Genomic DNA, 20160 nt, shown 5'->3' with positions numbered 1-20160 from the left:
GGAAACTAGCACGTACGGTGTGAGGTGGGGGAAAAGGTGGAGATTGCATCAAAGCCTTACCTATCATCATAGTTTGTAAAAATTACAAAACGTTTAGGTGGTATTAACCTAAACATTTCTCCTGAAAGTAATATTATTATCAATCCTTGTGCAATTGCTGTAACAGAACTTCAGATTACGGATAAAGATGAAGAGCTAGAAGCACTTGAACAATATGATAAGAAAGAACTTGTAGAGCGTGATGGCATGAAGTATGTGAGATTTGTACCAATTTTAGAGAAAATCAATGAAATACTAGGTTTCTTTGACATTATTATTCGCGGGCAAGACTTTGATCAACCAGGATTAAATGTATTCCAACGTACTATGCTAGAAGATGCAATCCGTGAAGTGTTTGATAAACATGGTATTACTTCACATCCTTCCTCTTTATATACAGATGAAGTGAAGAAAGTGGATGGACAGTTAATTCAGTCTCAAGTGAGAAAGCCAGAGCCAGAGTTAAAAGAAATCTATGATGTCATAGTAGAACATCATGGAGACGATGTAAAAGCAGAAGAGTTAATTGCTGCGATTCGACCATTCTTACGCGATGGTTCAAAACCATTATTTGATGGACAAAGTCATTTTGGTCGTGGTGTGGAAACACAGTTAAATGAATCACGCGTTGTTAATTTCAACATTAGTCATTTAGAGGAAGGGTTTTTAAAACCAATCGCTTTCCACGTTATCTTGAACTATATTTGGGAGCATTGGATTAAGAGTCCAGAACACGCTATCAAGCGAAAAGTATTATATGTTGATGAGATGTGGCAGTTTATTGACTATGAACAAACGGTTAACTTCTTGGAAAAAGTAGCACGTCGTTCACGTAAAAGAAATGCCGGTATGTGTTGGGCAAGTCAGGACTTTGTTCGTATTTTAGAAAATGTAAAAGCTCGTGGTATCTTGCAATCTACTTTCTCTTATTTCTTCTTAGAACAAAATAAGATTGATAAGAAAAAGATCCAGGAGAACTTTAACCTAACTGCTGGGGAGCTTGATATTATTCTCAACAACCCTGGAAAAGGAGAAGGGATTTTCCGAGTAGGAGATAGTTCGGTTTGGATTCAAACTGATCCATCTGACAAAGAAATGATGTTCATTGAATCGAATGAAGCGGTACTACAAGAGCTTTTAAACAATATGAAGAAAGTACAAGGGTACGCAGGATAATAGCGTACTCTTAAAAAGGAAGGTGAAATTATGCTTGAGAAAATAGTAGAGTGGGTCGGAGGCTTAATTATTGCTATAGTAAAGGCTTTTCTTAGTCCGGTGTATGCAACTTTGGATCCGCTGCCAGTTTTAGTGTTTGGAGGAGAGGGAACAGAAGGAAAGGGGACAAACTTAGATTTCTTATTTTCAGGTAATTCTCTAACCAAAGTATTAGACACAGGCATGCCTGTCATGTTCAAGCTTGTTGCTTTTTGTGTCCTTGTCAGTGTAGTTATTACGGCGGCAAAATATTCGGCAACAGCTATTAATCCAAATAATAGAACAGCATTAATAGAGTATGCGAAGGATTTGATGATCATTTCAATTTTTCTTTGGCACCTCGATTACTTCTATACACTCATATTTGAAATCAATTCTTGGATAATAATAGAGTTTAGAGACGCTGTTAATGTAGCAAGTGGGGGGGATTTTGATCCAGATAAGGGTACTAAATTTCTACAACCTGGATTTGGTGGGGCTGGACTTACCATTACTGAGCTGGGTTTGAAAGGTCATGAAAATGACTATATGTTTATTATATTTGGTTTGTTTATAGAAGCTGGTCTCATCGTCTGGGCAAACTTTTACTACTTAATGCGAGCGGTGTCACTATACGTTTTAATGTTAATTGGTCCGTTAATGGTAGGCATGTGGCTATTTCCACAAAAGAAACAACAGACATTATATTGGATACGTGAATTTATAGGAGCGGTGTTCATACAAGCAATTCATGCGATTACCTTATGGCTCATTATTTCTTTAATTGGAGCAGCAAATAGTCCGTTAATCAAATTAATTTTACTTGCTATGTTTATCCCAATAGGTGAGATTGTAAAAAGTTTTATTGGCCTTAGTACCAATGCATCAGGTGGCATTCATAGAGCAGGTACGATGATGGGTATGGGTGCTTTAGCAAGTGTGGCTGGACTCGTTAAAGGTGTTCGTGATGACTACCGTAATTCAAAAGCAAAACCTGATGATAAAGGGGATAAAGAAAAGACAAAAGAAGATGCTGATAACCCGAAAGATGCATTAGGAGCGAATTTAGGGACAGATGTTGGTACAACATCTCGTGCAGCTCGTATGTTAAAAGCTGGTCAAATTGGAAGTTCAATTGGTAAAGCGGCTGGTGGACTTGCAGGTATGACAGCAGGAGCTGGTCTTGGACCAGAAGGAATGGCAATAGGGACATTTGCTGGCAGTAAAGCGGGCGGATTTACTGGTGCAGTTACTGGAAGATCTGCTGCTGCAGTTGGCGAAGGGGCTGTAGCCTTAGGAAAACATATTGGTTCGAGTGTAAAGAAGGGTGCGGATACGTATTCAAATCTAAATGACAAATCTTATCCAGAACTAACCGATGAAGATATTGCACAGGATTTAGCTACAAAAGATTTTGAAAATTGGAAAGCGGATAATCCCGATTCTGCAGTTGCAAGTCGCTTAAGACAAGCATTCCCTAGTGCTTCCGATGCAGAGATTGCTAAAAAAGTAGCGAAAACAAACAATGATCAGATGTCTCGTTTCTCAAATCAGCGGAAACAAGATTTACAAAATATGAAGAAAACCGCTACACCATATGGAAATGCTAGAGAGTTAGTTAACGCTGCAACGAATGCATTCCAAAAGGGGTATGAGGCAGACCATAAAGATACGTTTATGAGTCAGTTACCAGAAAATATGTCAGCAGAAGAGAAAGAGAAACACTGGAGCGACCATCTGAACACAAAAGTACAAGGATTTAGAAACCACGCAGAACAGGCGGCAACAAAAGCGGGAGCTATGCCAGTTGATGCGAAGGATAAGCAAGGAAATAATCTGTTTGATAAATCCTATGTGAATAAAGATGCGTTTGCTTCTCGACTTGCATTAGGAAAAGTCGGAAAAGCAGTCGAGGATGTAAAAGGAGAAACGTTAGAAAGTGGCCATCAAAATATGGGACAAGTCGGTGCTCTTGTCGGTGCTTCTACTGCTGCATTTAAGAAAGTGTATAGTGCAGACCATAAGGCTGGATTTATGAAACAATTCCCGGCAGATATGCCGCAACAAGAAAAAGAAGCAGCATGGAATAAGCATTTAGATCAAAAAGTACAAGGATTTCAAAATCATGCGCAACAAGCGGCGGAATCAGCTGGTATTGTACAGCAAAAAGACGGTACAAACTATGCGAATAAAGAAGCTTTCGCTTCTCATTTATCACAACAGTTACAAAAAGATCCTGGTTTAAATGCTGTGGGTGTATCTAGCACAGCAGGCATTCAGAAGGCAGTCAACGGTGTGAAAACGCACGGTTTGAGAAGTGGAGCAGGAAGCCAGAAAGCGAAACAAGTAAGTAATGTTGAGAACCTGGTACAAGCCTCTACAGAATCCTTTAAACAAGGCTATGCAGCAGAACAACAGGCAAGCTTTATGAAAAAGTTGTCTCCAACTATGTCTCAACCACAAAAAGAGCAAGCTTGGCAGTCGCACCTGAATGAAAAAAGAAATGAATTTAAAGCAGTGGCACAACAAGCGGCAGTACAAGCGGGAGCGATGCCCGTACAGGCGAAAGATACGAGTGGTAAGAGTCTACATAATCAATCGTATATTAATAAAGATGCCTTTGCTTCGCAATTAACGAAAGGATTACAAAGCCATGCAAATTTTGGAACAGTGAGTCAACAAGTAGGTTCTGGAATTACTAGTGCGATTCAAGGTGTTCGTTCACATGGTGTTGCAACAGGTGGCGCAATCAATAAAGCTGTATATGCGGCGACACAGACGCAAGCGAGTATAGCACATGCAGGAGATCTTTCCGTTGCGGAAATTGAACGCTCTTATGCAGATGCATCAACAAGTGTAGCAAATATTGCACAAAGTGCTGGTAAAATGTCTATCCCAACATCTGCAGTGGGACGTATGACACAGCAGAGTACAAAACTTGGCATGAGTGTAATGGAAGGTGCGAAACACCTTATGCTTGCGGATAGCATTGATACGGTATCAAATGCATACTATAGTGCTGCGAGTGCTGTACAACAATCTGGAGGGAATGCAGTACAAAGAGTGATAAGTGGAACTAATGCTGCTGTTAATACATCATTAGGAGGGAATGCAGCAGAGCGTCACTATAATGTGACAAAAGGCTTAAGTTACGCCGCAGGTGTGATTGGTGGTGCAGGTGCTTATCAAGCGACTGCACGTATGGTAAGTAAACATAATCCTTATAACAATGCTGTTCAAACAGAGGCAAAAGAAATTCAAGAGATTCAGAGAATGGTACCAACAACAACGGATGCTACTGGAAAACAATCGGTTGTTCAAGGTGCAGTACGTCTTGTTACGACAAATAATAAATCCTGGATTGAAGCAAAAGATTCTAGTGGCGTGACGCAAGTTGTATCTCGTTACGCTAGTGGTGATAGTAGTATTCGTTCGGGACAAGTCGTATATCAAGATTTAAATATTTCGGACGGACAATTAACGCAGTACCGTAATGGTATGAAAGCTACACCAGCGTATGTTCAAGATTCTAGTGGTGGGAAAATTAGTATCAATCGTTCTATCAACGTTAACCCAAATCAATTAGTAGGAAACCAAAATCAAAGGTCGTTACACCAGAAATCAGTATTTAATGAACCGCCACTTACGGTCAATCACAAGGTGGACAATGGTCACTTCTATATGTCTGATTTAGACCAAGGTGGTTATAAGAATGTACAAATGGTCGTAGAAAGAGATCGTAGTTATATGGTTGCGACAACAACAGACGGTACACTGTCACGTATTTCGCCATTCGGAAAAGGAGATACGCGCTTACAAGCAAACCAAAGGATTGAAAGAGCTTGTGAAGTGAAGGACAGTAGTATTAAGCCAAGAGAAGAAATCCTAGTAACACATACACAGGACAAAGTTGTTCGTACAGAGACGCACCTGAATTTATCAGAACATGACCCACAAAACCTGATTCCATTTGCTCCAAACCCTCGCTTAGCACAGCGAAGAGGAAGAAATTCTCAAAATGGAAAATATGGTGTGATAAGTCTATGAGTCAAAATCCTAACGATCCAAATGAACAGAAAAAAAGTAACCCTTTAAAAGATGTAGCTTCCCACTTTATTAAGAAAAAAGGGATGCAAGCGCGCGGGAAGATGGCAAAATTGGCAGGGAAAGCAGGAAAGGCAGCAGCGAAAGCTGCTGCCAAAATGCTAAAAGCAGGTATACTAAAAATTGTGGGTGCCGTTATAGCAGCGGTTGGAGTACCTGCCGCTTTGATTATGGGAGTAATTATTGCTGTGTGTGTGATTTTAGTCTCTTTTGTACCTTTTACCGATGATGAAGGTAAGACAGAGGAACAAGTAAAAAAATATATGGAAGTCTCAATGGCTCTGAATGTGGATTGGAAAGAGATTATCGCCTTTGACATGGCACGATATGATAATGATTTAACTGGTAAAGATCCGCATGATGCTACATCATATTTCTTGGATATCCAATATGAAGAATATACGGAAAAAGAGGTATGTGAGGCAGGACCGAATGGTCCTTGCGAAAAAAAGAAAAAGGAGATGCAAAAAACCAAGTCTGAAAGTTATTCTGGACCAGATGTAAAAAAGATATTAGGAGATACAGATTTTAAGAAAAAAATAGATGAGATTAATGCGAGTGGAAGTAAAAAAGTGACAACATCTTCTCATGGGTTAGAGAAAGCCATGGAACTCGCAAAGTTTAGTGAAAGTCAAAAAGAGCGAGCTCGTGAGATATTAGAAGCCGGGATGTTAGAAGGAATGTATGGACATCTTGCTCCTACTACTGGTGGATATATTGGTGGTATGTGTGTAGGTGCTGTGAGTCCAGGTGGAGAACCTGTCAATATCAATGAAAAGGTAACAGGTTACCTTCCTAAAATTAAAGAGATGGCGGAAAAACATGGGGTTGCTCAATATGTTGGTATTCTCGCAGCCCAAATGATGCAGGAGTCAGCTGGAGCGGGAAATGACCCAATGCAAGCATCGGAAGGGAGTCATGGAAACTTAAGTTCATATTGTGTAGGTCTAAAAGGAAGTGCTCGTATAGGGTGTATTAAAGATCCAAATATCTCCATCGAAGCAGGCGTACAAGAATTTAAAGATGTTTTAGGAAAGGCAAATGGAGATATAGCACTTGCTTTACAGAGTTACAATTACGGTCCTGGATTCATTAGCTATGCATTAGCAAGAGGTGGATATTCAGAAGAAACAGCTATTGCGTTTTCTAGGGAGCATGCTGATGAAAATAGAGCTGGCTGTTCTGATCCAAATAACTTCCGAACCAAAGTCGGAGCGTGCTATGGGGATTACACGTACGTTTCTAAAATTTTGAAATATTACAAAGATTTAGGATGCGTGGCGGATGTATCTGGTGAATGGATTTCTGATAAAGGTTGGAAATGGCCAACGAAATCAGGGCGTATTACAGGTACATTTGATGAAATTCATGCTAGCAAACCGCATAATGCTGTAGATATTGGGGCCATGACCGCCGGAAAACCAGGAGACCCCGTATGGTCGATGGAAGCTGGTATGGTTACGGATAAAACAGGAAATGTAAACAACGGTGGTTTAGGAGTCTATGTTGACCATGGAAATGGCGTTGTATCCCGTTACTTACATTTAAGTAAAATCTTAGTTGCACCAGGAGCTATGGTAACAAAAGGACAGATTATTGGGGAAATGGGGGGTTCTAACTATGTTGGTGGTGTTCTTAATATGCTTGGATACGCTGTCCATTTAGATTTCCAAATTCGTATTAATGACCAGCCAACGGATCCAATGAAATTCTTTAAGAAAAATGATGATCCAGGGTTATCATCAGGTGGTGCTCCTACAATGACAAATGCTAAACGACAAAAGGTATTAGAAGAAGCAAAAAAATGGCTTGGGCAAGGGAAAGTGAGCTATGTATCCGGTGCTAGAAATCCAGCTGCAGGGAGTGCAGATTGTTCTGGATTTACACAATATGTGTTTAAAACCAGTATAGGTGTTCAGCTAGGAGATTGGACAGGTGCTCAAATTGGACAAGGAAAACAGGTGCCAGATGTCGGTCGTGCACAACCAGGAGATTTAATTTTCTATGAAAATCCTAACCATGTATCTATTTATTTAGGAAATCAGAAAATGATTCATATTGGTGATAATAAGGGTGTACAAATTACAGGTCTAAACTATACGGCAAGAGGACAACATATGACGCAAATCCGTAATGTTATAGACTGATAAGGGATGAGAGTAGATGAAGAAAATAATCAACATTTTATCCAATATGCCTCGTAAGTACTTGGTCATATTAGGAATGATTGTACTAGTGGTAGGTGTTGCTACCTATAATACTATTCATCGTTACATGATGAAATCTCAAGTACAAGAGGAAGAGCAAGTAAATCAAGATGAAATTGAGATGCTTGGAGATAAGCCAAAGGGATTTGATACAAAAGAAGAGGAATATATCGCAAAGACAAAAACTGTAGAGGATTTACTACGAAAAATTTCTAATAGTAGTTATGATGTCCCATATTTGTTTACAAAGGATGGATTTGGTATTGAACCAATGAAAATGACAAGTAATGAACGTATGCTTGCTACAGAAGCTGTTCAACGATATTTCCTAAATGGGGATAAGTTTTACAATGCACGAATTACCAAAATTGAACGTGGGAAAAAAGTAGATACGTTTCATATTGAAGTTTTAATTCAACAGGTAAACTTTTTAGAACCACGACAATTTAAAGTGCAGGTAAACAAATATGCACAAATTGTAACACCAATTGCACAAATTCCACATGGTCAAGAAGAAGTGCCTGTGGATTAAGAGAAAAGCGAGGGTTGTGGATGTAAAGCACAACCCTTTATAAAATTTAAAGAAGTTTTGTTTTTGTTTGGGTAATGGATATTTGTTAGTAGAAAATTAGTAAAAGTAGATTGTGAGATAATTCCTATGAAGGAAAGAATTACTTTAGCGTAAAGAAACCTTTCCGAAGTGTAATAAAAAATATGATGTTTTTATGTTTTTATAATTTTACAAATTCGGAATAGGATTTGTAGATGATGGTAAATGTCTAAAGAAGAAGGGTGATGAATATAATAATATGAATACTACTAATATACATAAATCGGCCTATGTCATTCTTATTTATTTTATTATGAATCAATTTGTAGGAATAATAGGTGTGCAGTTATTAGCTAAGACAGGTTGGTATGATATTCATGAGAATCAAGAACAAGCGATTCAACAAATTTTGGTACATTGGGAGCTAATTGGGTTTCTGCTTATATTAATTATCACTTTTACTATATATAAGGAAAAACATATTTATAAATCTATACTATCAATTAAATTATCAAAAACCGCATGTGGATGGATTCTAGTTGGAATTGTTTTAGTTTTCCTTGCACAGATAATTGGTAGTTTTTTAGATAAAAGTTTATTCCAAATTTCTACGCAATCAGAAAACACATCTAGTACAGTTGCAGCTGCATCAATTTCACCTATTGCAATTATATCAATTGTAATTCTTGCCCCATTGGTAGAGGAACTGGTATTCCGATATGCTACTATGAATATTTTAATGAAGAAATTTAAAGAGGTAGGGAGTATTGTAATCAGTGCATTGTTTTTTGCAATAATGCATTTTGACTTCCCATTTATATTTGGTTATTTTTTTATTGGTTGTGTATTGGCCTTTGTATATAAACAATCAAAACAATTATTAGTTTCTTATATAGTACATGCTATGATGAATTTTATTGTATTGATGATTCATATTATGCGAGTATGATTTTGATCTACTATATAGTATTTTTGTAATGAGATATATCTTGAGAAAATAATAGATAATAGATTTATATTCTTAGCAAAAATTAAAAAAGAATGCCATTTTCTTTAAATAGAAAGGCATTCTTTTTTTAGTGTTATTATTTGGAAATTATTATTTAAATTGTTTTTCTTAGTAAAACCAGAATTAACCAGAAGATATTCAGTATCAGCTATTAAAAATGTATAGCTTTAAAAATAGATTAATTCCCTGAATATTCCATAAAAACTTTATAAAATCTTACAAATATTCCAATTAAAAGAAATGTATGTTAAAGTTTTTCTTAGTTAGATATGATAAAAATTTTAAGGATTATTGTAGAAAAGAGCAGAAATTTAAGGGCTTAATAATTGTATGAAAAATAAAAAACAAGGAGGATACTATGGATTCAATTCTAGAAGGGCATAGGAAATTTTTTAGGTTTCCTAAAAGTTTAGATGTAGGAGAATATATAGAAAATGTTTATATAGATACAATGAATACGTGCAAATTACATGATATTTTGAAAAAACATCTCTTAATTCTATTTTATAGTACGTCATGTGAAGGATGCTTACCTTCCATGGAAGCGCTCGATAAATTTTTAACTAAAGATTCATCATTAAATGTTCTTATTTTAATCGATACAAGCCCAGAAAACTTTGAATATATCAAATCCACATTTGAAGGTAGAGCTTTAGTATCTTTATGTAATAAAGATAAGATGAAGAAAGAATTTAAAGTTAGTGGTGTCCCTAGAACGTATTTTGTCAATGAACTAGGACAAGTATTATATGCAGAAATAGGCTATCAAGATAATATGTTTGAAGACATTATAACTAAATTTAAATGTATTATAGAATATTAAGGAGGACTCCAGAATGATAAAAGGGTTTAAAGAAATGTTTCAAAAACATAGAGTGCCACCTCAATCTAATACAAATTATTTAACAGTGGGTAAAATATTACCTAAAAATTTAATGAATATTTCAAATAAGAGTCCTTGGCTACTAGGGGCAATTTCTTTAAGCTGTATGAAATGTATTGATCTACTCCCGAAAATATCAGAGATAGCAAATTCATATAAAGGAGAGTTTGTATTAGTAACTGATGGATCTATTGAAGATATTGATGAGATAAAAGATTACTTTGGGTTTGAATTTAATATAATCTCCTTTGGTGATGAATTGATTGATGAAGGTGGCTTTCAGGAAACGCCAAGTTTTTGTCTAATAGATGAAAATAACAGGATAACTGCTATGAGAGTAATTGATGATATAGAAAATGCAGTTGAACTTCTTTCTATCCTAGAAGGTGAGTCAAATTAATATTCTATCGTCGTGTATCGACTTGAGTATAGCATTTATATTTTTTGCATCTTTCTACATGAAAAGTTATTCTATCCATGGTTTAAAATGTGATTTAATTTTATATAATATTTTACCATTAAAATCTATACTATTTTTTAGTTATATGGTACTAATTTTAGAATTGTGCATTTTTATCACGTTTGTATTAAATATATATTATCCATATAAGGAAATAGGTACTATTGCTTTAATGATTGGTTTTATATTGTTAATTATCAGAAAAAAACATTTATATAAGTTAGAGAAAACAAGTTGTAGCTGTTTTGGTAAGATGCAGTTTATGAATAAGTCTCCAATTGCAAGAAATTCAATCATCGTAATATTATTAATAATAAAAATATTGTTACCTTTCTCTTTTCGAACATTAGAAATAAGTTTATTCTTAGGGCTACTTAGTGTATATACTGTGCTATTGTACAATCTCATATCTTTAAAAAATTATGATAGGGAAAGATTAAACTATGGCTATAAATCTGATGTTAGTAATTAGTGGTTTAATAGCATGTGTACTTATTGTTTATGCACATTATTATAACAAACGACTACATGTGCAAGAAAAATATGAAATAGATAATTTAATTGATAGTTTGCACATACCCGAGATGGAGGAATATCATATTCTTTTTCTGAGCTATGATAATTATTATTTTAAGAATATCGATAAACTTCTAGAAACAATTGATGAAAAATATGTTGTTATATTAACAGCACCGATTTGGCTATACAAAAGAAAAGTTAAGCACTGGAGAAATCATATGGTAATTGATAGTACAGATGTGAAAAGCAGTATAGGTTATTTTAAAAAGTATGAATATGTATATTATCAGAAAGATAGTAAAAAATTACCCAAAAATGATAGCGCTTACTTTTCGTTAATTTGTATGAATAAGGAGAGAAAAGTATGAAGAATAATATTTCATGTCAAATTTTAATAGCAGAAAATATAATGTTTGATCCAAAAGAAAAAAAGCATACTGCTTATAATATCCTAAATAAAATTACTGTTCCTATACTTCCGGCTTCTGTTATTACATCAGTTTTATTCAAATTTCAATTTTCTGAAGAAGATGGATTGGAGGAAATTAATAACAAAATCCTTGTATATAATTCTAACGAGGAAATTGTTTATAGTGGTCAACTACCAAAATTAAAAAATCTTCGAGATAACAGAATGACTCCTGGTATTGATGGCGTAATAGAAATAAGATTTCCAGTTATGGAGAGTGGCAAATACGAATATGTGGTCTATAGCAATAATCAAAAGATTTTTACATATCCACTTTTTATTGATGTTATTCAAACAGAAGAGAAGGACAGGGAATTGTATAAAAAATAGATTTTAATAATATGTGTAATGTAAAAATTGATTACAAGGAAAAATATATTTAGTAGTTTTATAATTCAGTAGTTTGCAGAAAATGAAAAACTTAATTATGAAAGGAGGTGAAAAAGATGGCGCCATGTCAATACCTTTTCGAGTTTTGTGCTGGTGATTGTGGTAATGGAAGACAGTTAAAATGGAAAAAGTATGTGTGTGATGATGGAAATAAAGATGTTCAAGTAGGATGTTGTTAATGGTTTATTTCCATAGATTGTAATGGTAAGTGTAAATTAAACATTCATTACAAGGGAAAATATACTTAGTACTTTTATAGTTCATTATTTTACAGAAAATGAAAAACTTAATTATGAAAGGAGGTGAAAAAGATGGCGCCATGTCAATATCTTTTCGAGTTTTGTGCTGGTGATTGTGGTAATGGAAAACAGTTAAAGTGGAAAAAGTATGCGTGTGATAATGGAAATAAAGATGTTTATGTAGGATGTTGTTAATAGTTTACTTCCATAGATTGTACTGGTAAGTGTAATGTAAACATGGATTACAAGGAAAAATATACTTGGTAGTTTTATAATTCAGTAGTTTGCAGAAAGTAACCAACTTAATTATGAAAGGAGGTGAAAAAGATGGCGCCATGTCAATATCTTTTCGAGTTTTGTGCTGGTGATTGTGGTAACGGAAGACAGTTAAAGTGGAAAAAGTATGTGTGTGATGATGGAAATAAAGATGTTTATGTAGGATGTTGCTAATTGTTCACTTCCCTATCAATTATTATTGATAGGGAAGTAGTTTTATATAAATAAAATTAACCATTATAAACCAAATAAATGATATAGCTAAAACATAAAGATTTGAAATACGGGGGAATTAAAATGTTTCTAAAAACCTACAAAAAATTTTCAAGAATAGTTTTCATTTGTAAAGAAATAGTGAAAATCATTTATAAAATTGCCCCTCTATATTTATTCATTATAGTATCTTTTACAATTTTTGCAGGTATTTCTCCAGTAATTTACATTTATATTTCGCAAAATTTAATCAACTCCGTAGTTAATAGTATTCAAGGTGAAAAATTTCCTATAGAACCATTTATATATTTAGGTATACAACTCATGTATTTTTTTCTTGAAAAAACGATTTTTCATTTTGAAAAAATATATAATTATCGCATGTTACAGCAAGTTGAATATTACTTTAATAATATCAACTTTGAAAAGATAATTAATCTATCCTTAATTTTCTTTGATGATTCTGAGAATTATAATACATTGATGAAATCCACTTTACATATGGGAAAACGGAGTTGTGAACTGATTAGAAATTTATTACAAGTTGTACAGTCTAGCGTAACAATTATAGGTTTTTTGATATCGCTACTTTATTTTCATTGGATTCTTGTTTTATGTATGTTAGGAATTATAATATTATTAATTGCAGTAAATACAAACGTAGCCAAAAAAGGTTATAACCAATTTCTTCAGCAAATCCAAAAAATACGTAAATTAGAGTACCTAGAACGATTATTTAAGACAAAAGAAGTGCAAAAAGAAATCAAAATTTTCAATCATGGTAGACATCTTATAAAAGAATGGAAAAAAATTTATTGGGAATGTGCAAACGAGCAGTATAAACTTGAAAAAAAATCAAATTATAGGCTGTATGGATCGACAGTATTTCAACTCACTTGTAATACTTTATTTATTGGTATGCTTATTTTTTACGTTATATATAAAAAAATTAACATCGGGCAATTTGTTGCTTTAACACAAATGTTTAATACATCAGTAGGTGTTACAAATCAATTAGTAACAGGTGTTAGCGGTGTCTATAGTGAGTCCCTTTTTATATCAGAGTATTTTAAGTTCAAAGAAAAGAATTTTGAAATGCAAAGTAAAAAATATAATATAGATCAAAATTCTAATGTATATAAAGATATTAAAATTAGTGTAAACAATATTTCTTTCAAGTATCCTCATCAAGATTTTTATGTGATTAATGATATTTCTTTTGAAATTAAACCAGGGAGTAAAGTGGCTATAGTTGGAAGAAATGGTGCTGGAAAAAGTACATTAATTAAATGTTTAACAGGACTATACGATGTTTCAGAGGGGGAAGTTTTATATAATGATATGCCAGTCACCAATGAAGCAAGATTAAAAACGGTTAGTGCAATATTTCAAGATTTCCATAAATATGAAATGTCTTTCTTAGAAAACATTTGTTTTACGAATATACAAAATACAGAACTAAATAAATTACAAGAAGTTATTCATTTATCAAATGCTAACTCTATATTACAAAAACATAAAATAGAATACGATTCTTTAATTGGATCAACTTTATATGGAAAAGAACTTTCGGGAGGAGAGTGGCAAAAAATAGCATTAAGTAGGGCTATGTATAAAGAAAGCGAGATTATCATTATGGATGAACCTACTGCAGCTTTAGATCCTCTTAGTGAAGCAAAAGTTATTGATAAATTTTATGAAATATCTGAAGGGAAAACTGCAATTTTTGTCACGCATCGCTTAGGAAGTTGTGTAAATGCTGATTTAGTCTTAGTACTAAAAGATGGAAAACTTATTGAAAAAGGAACACATAATGAATTATTAAATTTAAAAGGTGAATATGCAGAATTATTTAATACTCAAGCTAAGTGGTATAAGGATGAACTCGTACTTCAAGAAAATTAGTTAAGAGTTATTAAATAAAAATAATGCATCCCTAATTATTTAAATGAGTGATTTTTGACAAAAGGAATAGACAATGTAGGTTCTCTTTTAGGCTTTTTATGCCCATCCGCTGAGGGTTTCACTCGGCATTTGATCAACCCCTTATCCTCCTTTTCAAAGGAATAGACAAAAACCAGATAATATAAACCAATTGATAAGAAAAATTAAACTAAAAAACCAGTTCCTTAACGTATAGGGAACTGGTTAATTTATGTCCAAATACAGCTTTAATGTATAATTTCTTTTTTGATATGATGACACCCCAAGAAGCTTGTTAGAAAACTAAACAAAATAGTTATCTCGTTAAAGAAAAAATAATTTCTTTATATGACACAATTTGTGGGTACAATTGCTAGAACAGACAGGTTGGTATGATATTCAGGGAAACCAACAGCAAGCAATTCAAAAACTTCTTGTTCATTGGGAACTAATTGGGTTTTCACTTATGCTGATAATCATTTTTCTTATATATAGTAAAGAGTTAATAAATGATCCAAAGTTATCGATTAAATTATCGAAAAATTCATTCATATGGATTTTAGTCGGGATCATATTCGTATTTCTTGCGCAGATGGTTGGTAGTGTGTTAGATAAGAGTGTATTTCAGCTAACTACGCAATCAGCAAATACGTCTAGTACAGTCGCTGCTGTAGCAATATCTCCTGTGGCACTTATTTCAATTGTTCTTCTTGCACCGTTAGTAGAAGAGTTTGTTTTTCGTTATGCGGCCATAAACATTTTAAGTTCTAAGTTTAAGCAAACTTGGAGCATACTAATAAGCGCATTGTTCTTTTCTATCATGCATTTTGATTTTCCATTTATATTTGGATATTTTTTAATTGGAGTTATACTGGCTTTAGTATATGTGCGTACTAATAGGTTACTAGTATCAGTTGTTGTTCATGCTAGTATGAACTTAATTGTTGTTATACTCCAGATTTCTTGATGAAAAGCAGCGGATTCGCGCATCTTACTAGTGATTTAGTTTTTTTGATTTTTATGAATTCTAAAATTATGGTAAGATTAATAAGACTACATTTGAAAATGTGGGTTCAAGTTGCTGTATTGACTGAATTGCACCAAAAAAACCAATTCCATTACACGGGAATTGGTTTTTTTGGTGTGTGTTGTTAGCATAATTATTGACGGCCTAAAGGGGATTTGTTTCTTTGTAGTTTAGTATAACTTAAATAAAAAGAAAATTCAAAAACAAAATGATGAATCTTTACATATTTTTAAATTACAACACAAAAATGCAAATATATGGTTTATAATGGGTGGTGAAACACTCTCCTATGTTTCTAGTGACTGTATCTTTTATCTGTTTTTGGGGTAGCACGCCATGCCCATCAATTTAAGAATTCAGAACTACCCCAAAACGAAAAAAAGCGTTTTTTGTTTCAAGTTAAGAAAAAATTTCGTCCTGGGGTACTATAAAACTTTAGGTAGATAGCGATAGGGTACCGCCACATCCTTATGTGTCCATCAAGCTAGTATTTTGAAGTATCCCCAAAACGAAATTTTTATTAATCACTTTATTCCACCTGCTAAACCTGAACCAACATTTAATTTCTAGAAAAAATGCACGGTTTGATTAATTTGTATTACGTACAATTTTATCTTTTGTTATAAAAAGAATGGATAAGATAGATATGAGTAAGCCACAACATAGTAGAATGTTAGATATAGAGGTGCCAAATGTTAAGCATATAGATACAAAAGCATAAGATAGCGGAACTAAACCGTTCGAAGAGGCATTTACGAAACTCATAACTCTCCCTAGTTTATCGCTTTCACAGTTTTCTTGAATAATAGACACCAGTGGTACATTAATCATAGAAGACATGAAACCCATCATCACAAGTAAAAGGATTCCTTGCCATAAAACATACATTTGACCAAGGAGAGAAAGAAAAATACCAAGAAAAGAAATAAGTATTAGAATAGAAAGACCTCTATTTTTTCTAATATTTAAAAGCCCAATCAATAAAGCGCCTCCTAGCATTCCTCCCTGATAGGAACTTTGTAAAAAACTTACCTCAACTGCCTTTCCATGTAGTACTTCGCTCGCCAATAATGGAATTCCCATAAGTAGAGGGCCAAAGAAGAGGACGTTTATTGTCATTAAAATAAAAAGTATAGATTTTAAAAAAGGCATATTCCATACATATTGAAAACCTTCTAATAGCTCTTGTTTGGTAGATACTTGCTTAGAAGGCGGTGAAGAATTTTTTTCTTTAATACATAACGTAAAAGCGGATGTAATTAATAAAAAGCAAGCAACGAAGAGAAATAAAACCGAGAAAGAACTGACTGTGATAATCCAACCACCTATCATTGGACCGGCAAACATTGCAACCTGATTGGAAGTTTGAATAAAGGAATTAGATCGAGTTAGCATCTCTTTTGGGACTAAAAGGGGAAGAAGAGACTGATTCGCTGGTGAAAAGAAAGCGTCTAGAATTCCAAATAATAGTGCGAAAAACAGTAACGACCATAAATTTAATAGATGTAAATGTAATAAAGTAATCATTAGAAAAACCAGTAAAAAACGTGTGAAGCTAGAGAACAACATAATTTTTGAACGTTTAAAGCGATCTGCCCATACACCTCCAACAGTCATAAGGAGCACTCGCGGGATTAGAGTTACCATCATGACAATCCCAAGTGCTGATTCCTGACCTAGAGATCGAATAACATACCATTGCTCTGCAAATAGATAGGTTGAAAGAGCAAGAAAAGAAGAGGTACTAGATAACCAAAGAAATAGGAATGCTCGATTTTTAAATAATGATATACTTGTATACTTAGGTTGAACTTGTTGTGATATAAAAGGCTCACTCAAAGAAAATTCCTCCCCACCAATAATGAATTATAAGTCTTCGTTAAAGAGTAGTTGATCAATTTCAAAACCTGTGATTGCAACATAAAAGTTTTTATTAGTATCAGTTAATGTGGAAGCTTCTAAAGTTTCTTTAACAAGGTTTCTGTACTGATTTAAAAACTTCATAAATTGTTCTTCAGTTAATGAGAATTCTGTTTGCATCGAGATACATGGCCAATCTTCAATATGTGAAGATGTTAAATCGAATGAGGTATCTGGAGCAGTTAATATTCTTGTTTGCGCACGATGTAATACTTCTAAAAAGGATTGTCTTGTTGCCTGTTGCGATTCAATGTAGTGAAGTAAGTGATTTGCAGGGATAAAGCCACGCGAAACAGCCTGATAGTACTTTAAAATATTCCCTCCCTGTTCTTCTTTTTTTACTAATTGAATAATGTTGTGTTTTTCTAGTTCGCGGAGGTGATAGAGTATTTTTGCACGAGAAAGATTTAAAAGCTGGGCGAGTTGATGACCTGTATAGGGCTTTTCGACTAAGTATATAAGCATTTTTGTACGCAATGGATCACTTATTACTTTTAATTGTTCGTATGTTTCAATAATGGAAATCGCTTTTTGTTTCATTTTGCACCATCCTTTTTTTAACCAGTTAAATTTATTTAACTCGATTGTATTACAATTTCGAATGAAAAGAAAGTTAATTCGAAAATTTCTGATTAAAAAAATAATGACGTTAAAAATCTAAAACTGCGTACATGGGACTGCCCTTCTTGTAGGGGGAGCACCACATATCCATCAACTTAAGAATTTTATAACACACAAAGCAAAAAAATGTACAATTTCACATGGAGTTGTACATTTTTTTGCTTTGGGGGCACTTCAAAATGTTAGCTTGATGGGCATGGGGGGCCGCCCATCAAGCTAAGCAAATTTTGACACAAAAAAGCCGATTTTTACCCAGTTAAGAGTACATCGGCTCGTAAATATTAAGCAGTAATTTCTTATCCATTTATGTATAAAGATCTTACCGTTATCGCTGCCTTTGTTAGAATCCAGTTTTACATAGGTTGATACCAAAAATTTGAAAAAATAAATTTAATTGCTTGAAAATTCATTTTGAATGATTTATATTTGTATTAAATGATAGATTTATCTATCAAAAATGAGTTTATACAAAGAAAGGTGTGATTGAGATTGTTAAACACCCCATCGATGGGAAGCATTTAGGTGCAGCAGCATTGAAATGATTGGGAAGAAATGAGTGAGCCTTCACAATAAAGAATGCTATAACTTTATGTAGTGCTTGATACCCTTGTATTAGATTATTTGGTAAAAACATCGAAACTCATTGAAATATATTTCTGTCTAAGTTGTTATCATGTCTTGATAAAAAAGGTAAAAAATAGACAAGAGAAAATCCTGAAAAACCTGTTCAGAAAGTATGGTATGAAGGCAAGCTAGTGAAGGGGATTCAAAAATTATTGGATAAAAGCGAGGTAAATAATATGACTTTTGAAGAAAAATTACAAGCATATGCAGAACTTACGGTGAAAATTGGTGTCAATATTCAACCAGGGCAATACTTATTAGTCAATACATCAGTGGATGCATTGGATTTCGTCCGTTTAGTTGTGAAAGAGGCCTATAAGGCTGGGGCTGGGCGTGTTCATGTTAATTTTTCTGATGAGGAAATGGATCGTGCTTACTTTGATCTTGCCTCAGATGAAGAATTTAATCATTTCCCAGAATGGATAGTCAAAATGAATGATGAGCTGATTGAACGTAATGGCGCACTATTAATAATAGATGCTACAGACCCCGATAGATTTGCAGGTATTTCAGCTGATCGTCTAGCTACCTATCAAAAGGTATCAGGAGCTGCTCTAGGAAACAATCGCAACGCCCTAATGAAGGATTTAATAGCTTGGTCGATGGTAGCAGTTCCTTCATCAAAGTGGGCATCGAAGGTGTTCCCGAATTTAGCAGATGAGGATCAAGTACCAGCATTATGGGAGGCTATTTTTAAAGCTGTTCGTATCGGTGAAGGAAATGCGGTTGAAAAATGGCGTGAACATGTAACAAATTTAGAATCTCGTGCGGTCCTATTAAACAATAAAAAATATGCGATGCTTCACTATACAGCACCAGGTACTGATTTAACAATTGCATTAGCACCACAGCATAAATGGATTACTGGAGGTGGTAAAACGCCAGATGATACTATCTTTATGGCTAATATGCCGACAGAAGAGGTTTATACGTTACCGATGAAACAAGGTGTAAATGGCTATGTAAGCAATACAAAACCATTAGTCTATCAAGGGAATATTATCGATGGTTTTAAACTGACATTTGATGAAGGAAAAATTATTAAAGCTGAAGCACAGATAGGACATGATTTATTACAGGAGCTTATTAATGTGGATGAAGGCGCCTGCTATTTAGGTGAGGTAGCACTTGTACCACATCTATCGCCAATTTCAGCATCGGGGATTTTATATTTTAATACATTATTTGATGAAAATGCCTCGAACCATTTAGCGATTGGTAAAGCTTATCCAACTTGCTTAGAGGGTGGAAGGTATTTAGATAACGATCAGCTTGAAATGTTAGGTGCAAATAGTTCAGTAACACATGAGGACTTTATGATAGGGAGTAGTGAGATGGACATCGACGGTATTTTACCAGATGGAACTGTAGAGCCAATTTTCCGTAAAGGTAGCTGGGCATTTTAAGTTTTTAATTTGAAGAAAGGAGTATAGTGGATGAAACGATTATTAAGCATAATTGGTGCAACTATATAGGTGTTTCATCTGTTTTTG

Annotated in this window: 17 protein-coding genes and 1 pseudogene; 16 read left to right on the top strand and 2 right to left on the bottom strand. The window is 34.1% G+C overall.

Annotated features, from left to right (window positions below; genetic code table 11):
* Window positions 1-72: 72 nt before the first annotated feature.
* The 15 genes and pseudogenes from QO049_RS27170 to QO049_RS27105 form a co-directional block, all read left to right on the top strand.
* Window positions 73-1215 (top strand): annotated as a pseudogene (locus QO049_RS27170) (VirB4 family type IV secretion system protein); the annotation flags it as partial.
* Between the two features lie 30 nt (window positions 1216-1245).
* Complete coding sequence (locus QO049_RS27165) at window positions 1246-5280, top strand: TrbL/VirB6 family protein (protein WP_284489666.1); 4035 nt, start codon at window positions 1246-1248, stop codon at window positions 5278-5280.
* Complete coding sequence (locus tag QO049_RS27160) at window positions 5277-7484, top strand: lysozyme family protein (protein ID WP_246963407.1); 2208 nt, start codon at window positions 5277-5279, stop codon at window positions 7482-7484. The genes QO049_RS27165 and QO049_RS27160 overlap by 4 nt, the downstream gene beginning before the upstream one ends.
* Before the next feature lie 16 nt (window positions 7485-7500).
* Window positions 7501-8076, top strand: coding sequence for a hypothetical protein (locus QO049_RS27155; protein WP_097796262.1), 576 nt, complete (start codon window positions 7501-7503; stop codon window positions 8074-8076).
* A 277-nt stretch (window positions 8077-8353) separates the two neighbouring features.
* A complete protein-coding gene (locus QO049_RS27150) occupies window positions 8354-9043 on the top strand; it encodes a CPBP family intramembrane glutamic endopeptidase (protein ID WP_246963404.1) in 690 nt (229 codons plus the stop codon).
* 418 nt (window positions 9044-9461) lie between these two features.
* The gene (locus QO049_RS27145; RefSeq protein WP_000377268.1) at window positions 9462-9926 is read left to right on the top strand and encodes a TlpA family protein disulfide reductase; all 465 of its coding nucleotides are present in this window, start codon (window positions 9462-9464) and stop codon (window positions 9924-9926) included.
* Between the two features lie 13 nt (window positions 9927-9939).
* On the top strand, window positions 9940-10386 hold the full coding sequence (locus QO049_RS27140; RefSeq protein ID WP_000589597.1) for a hypothetical protein: 447 nt from the start codon (window positions 9940-9942) through the stop codon (window positions 10384-10386).
* Window positions 10373-10918: a MauE/DoxX family redox-associated membrane protein gene (locus QO049_RS30825; RefSeq protein WP_349816879.1), complete on the top strand. Its 546-nt coding sequence runs from the start codon at window positions 10373-10375 to the stop codon at window positions 10916-10918. Before QO049_RS27140 ends, QO049_RS30825 begins: the two co-directional genes overlap by 14 nt.
* Entirely contained in the window at window positions 10890-11333 is a 444-nt protein-coding gene (locus QO049_RS27135) for a hypothetical protein (RefSeq protein WP_246963399.1), read from the top strand. The genes QO049_RS30825 and QO049_RS27135 overlap by 29 nt, the downstream gene beginning before the upstream one ends.
* Window positions 11330-11764, top strand: a complete 435-nt coding sequence (locus QO049_RS27130) for a hypothetical protein (RefSeq protein ID WP_016090651.1) — start codon at window positions 11330-11332, stop codon at window positions 11762-11764. The genes QO049_RS27135 and QO049_RS27130 overlap by 4 nt, the downstream gene beginning before the upstream one ends.
* A 116-nt stretch (window positions 11765-11880) precedes the next feature.
* Window positions 11881-12003 (top strand): hypothetical protein, encoded by a 123-nt coding sequence (locus QO049_RS27125; RefSeq protein ID WP_000035097.1) that lies wholly within the window; start codon window positions 11881-11883, stop codon window positions 12001-12003.
* A gap of 132 nt (window positions 12004-12135) precedes the next feature.
* The gene (locus QO049_RS27120; protein WP_000035096.1) at window positions 12136-12258 is read left to right on the top strand and encodes a hypothetical protein; all 123 of its coding nucleotides are present in this window, start codon (window positions 12136-12138) and stop codon (window positions 12256-12258) included.
* 132 nt (window positions 12259-12390) lie between these two features.
* Complete coding sequence (locus QO049_RS27115; RefSeq protein ID WP_000035098.1) at window positions 12391-12513, top strand: hypothetical protein; 123 nt, start codon at window positions 12391-12393, stop codon at window positions 12511-12513.
* Between the two features lie 123 nt (window positions 12514-12636).
* Complete coding sequence (locus QO049_RS27110; protein ID WP_098382303.1) at window positions 12637-14457, top strand: ABC transporter ATP-binding protein; 1821 nt, start codon at window positions 12637-12639, stop codon at window positions 14455-14457.
* 376 nt (window positions 14458-14833) lie between these two features.
* Window positions 14834-15442, top strand: coding sequence for a CPBP family intramembrane glutamic endopeptidase (locus QO049_RS27105; RefSeq protein WP_481748640.1), 609 nt, complete (start codon window positions 14834-14836; stop codon window positions 15440-15442).
* Between the two features lie 648 nt (window positions 15443-16090).
* On the opposite strand, the gene QO049_RS27100 is transcribed toward QO049_RS27105, so the two are convergent.
* Both QO049_RS27100 and QO049_RS27095 read right to left on the bottom strand, forming a co-directional pair.
* Window positions 16091-17341 carry an MFS transporter gene (locus QO049_RS27100; protein WP_097796266.1) on the bottom strand — a complete coding sequence of 417 codons (1251 nt, stop codon included), beginning with the start codon at window positions 17339-17341 and terminating at the stop codon, window positions 16091-16093.
* A 27-nt stretch (window positions 17342-17368) separates the two neighbouring features.
* Complete coding sequence (locus QO049_RS27095) at window positions 17369-17962, bottom strand: ArsR/SmtB family transcription factor (RefSeq protein WP_000810181.1); 594 nt, start codon at window positions 17960-17962, stop codon at window positions 17369-17371.
* Between the two features lie 881 nt (window positions 17963-18843).
* On the opposite strand from QO049_RS27095, the gene QO049_RS27090 reads away from it, so the two are divergent.
* A complete protein-coding gene (locus QO049_RS27090) occupies window positions 18844-20073 on the top strand; it encodes an aminopeptidase (RefSeq protein ID WP_284489667.1) in 1230 nt (409 codons plus the stop codon).
* Window positions 20074-20160: the final 87 nt, after the last annotated feature.

This window comes from Bacillus sp. RB3 (genome assembly GCF_030164735.1).
Lineage (GTDB): Bacteria > Bacillota > Bacilli > Bacillales > Bacillaceae_G > Bacillus_A > Bacillus_A cereus.
Note: the sequence above shows the minus strand (reverse complement) of the source record. Positions and strands in the feature narration are given on the sequence as shown.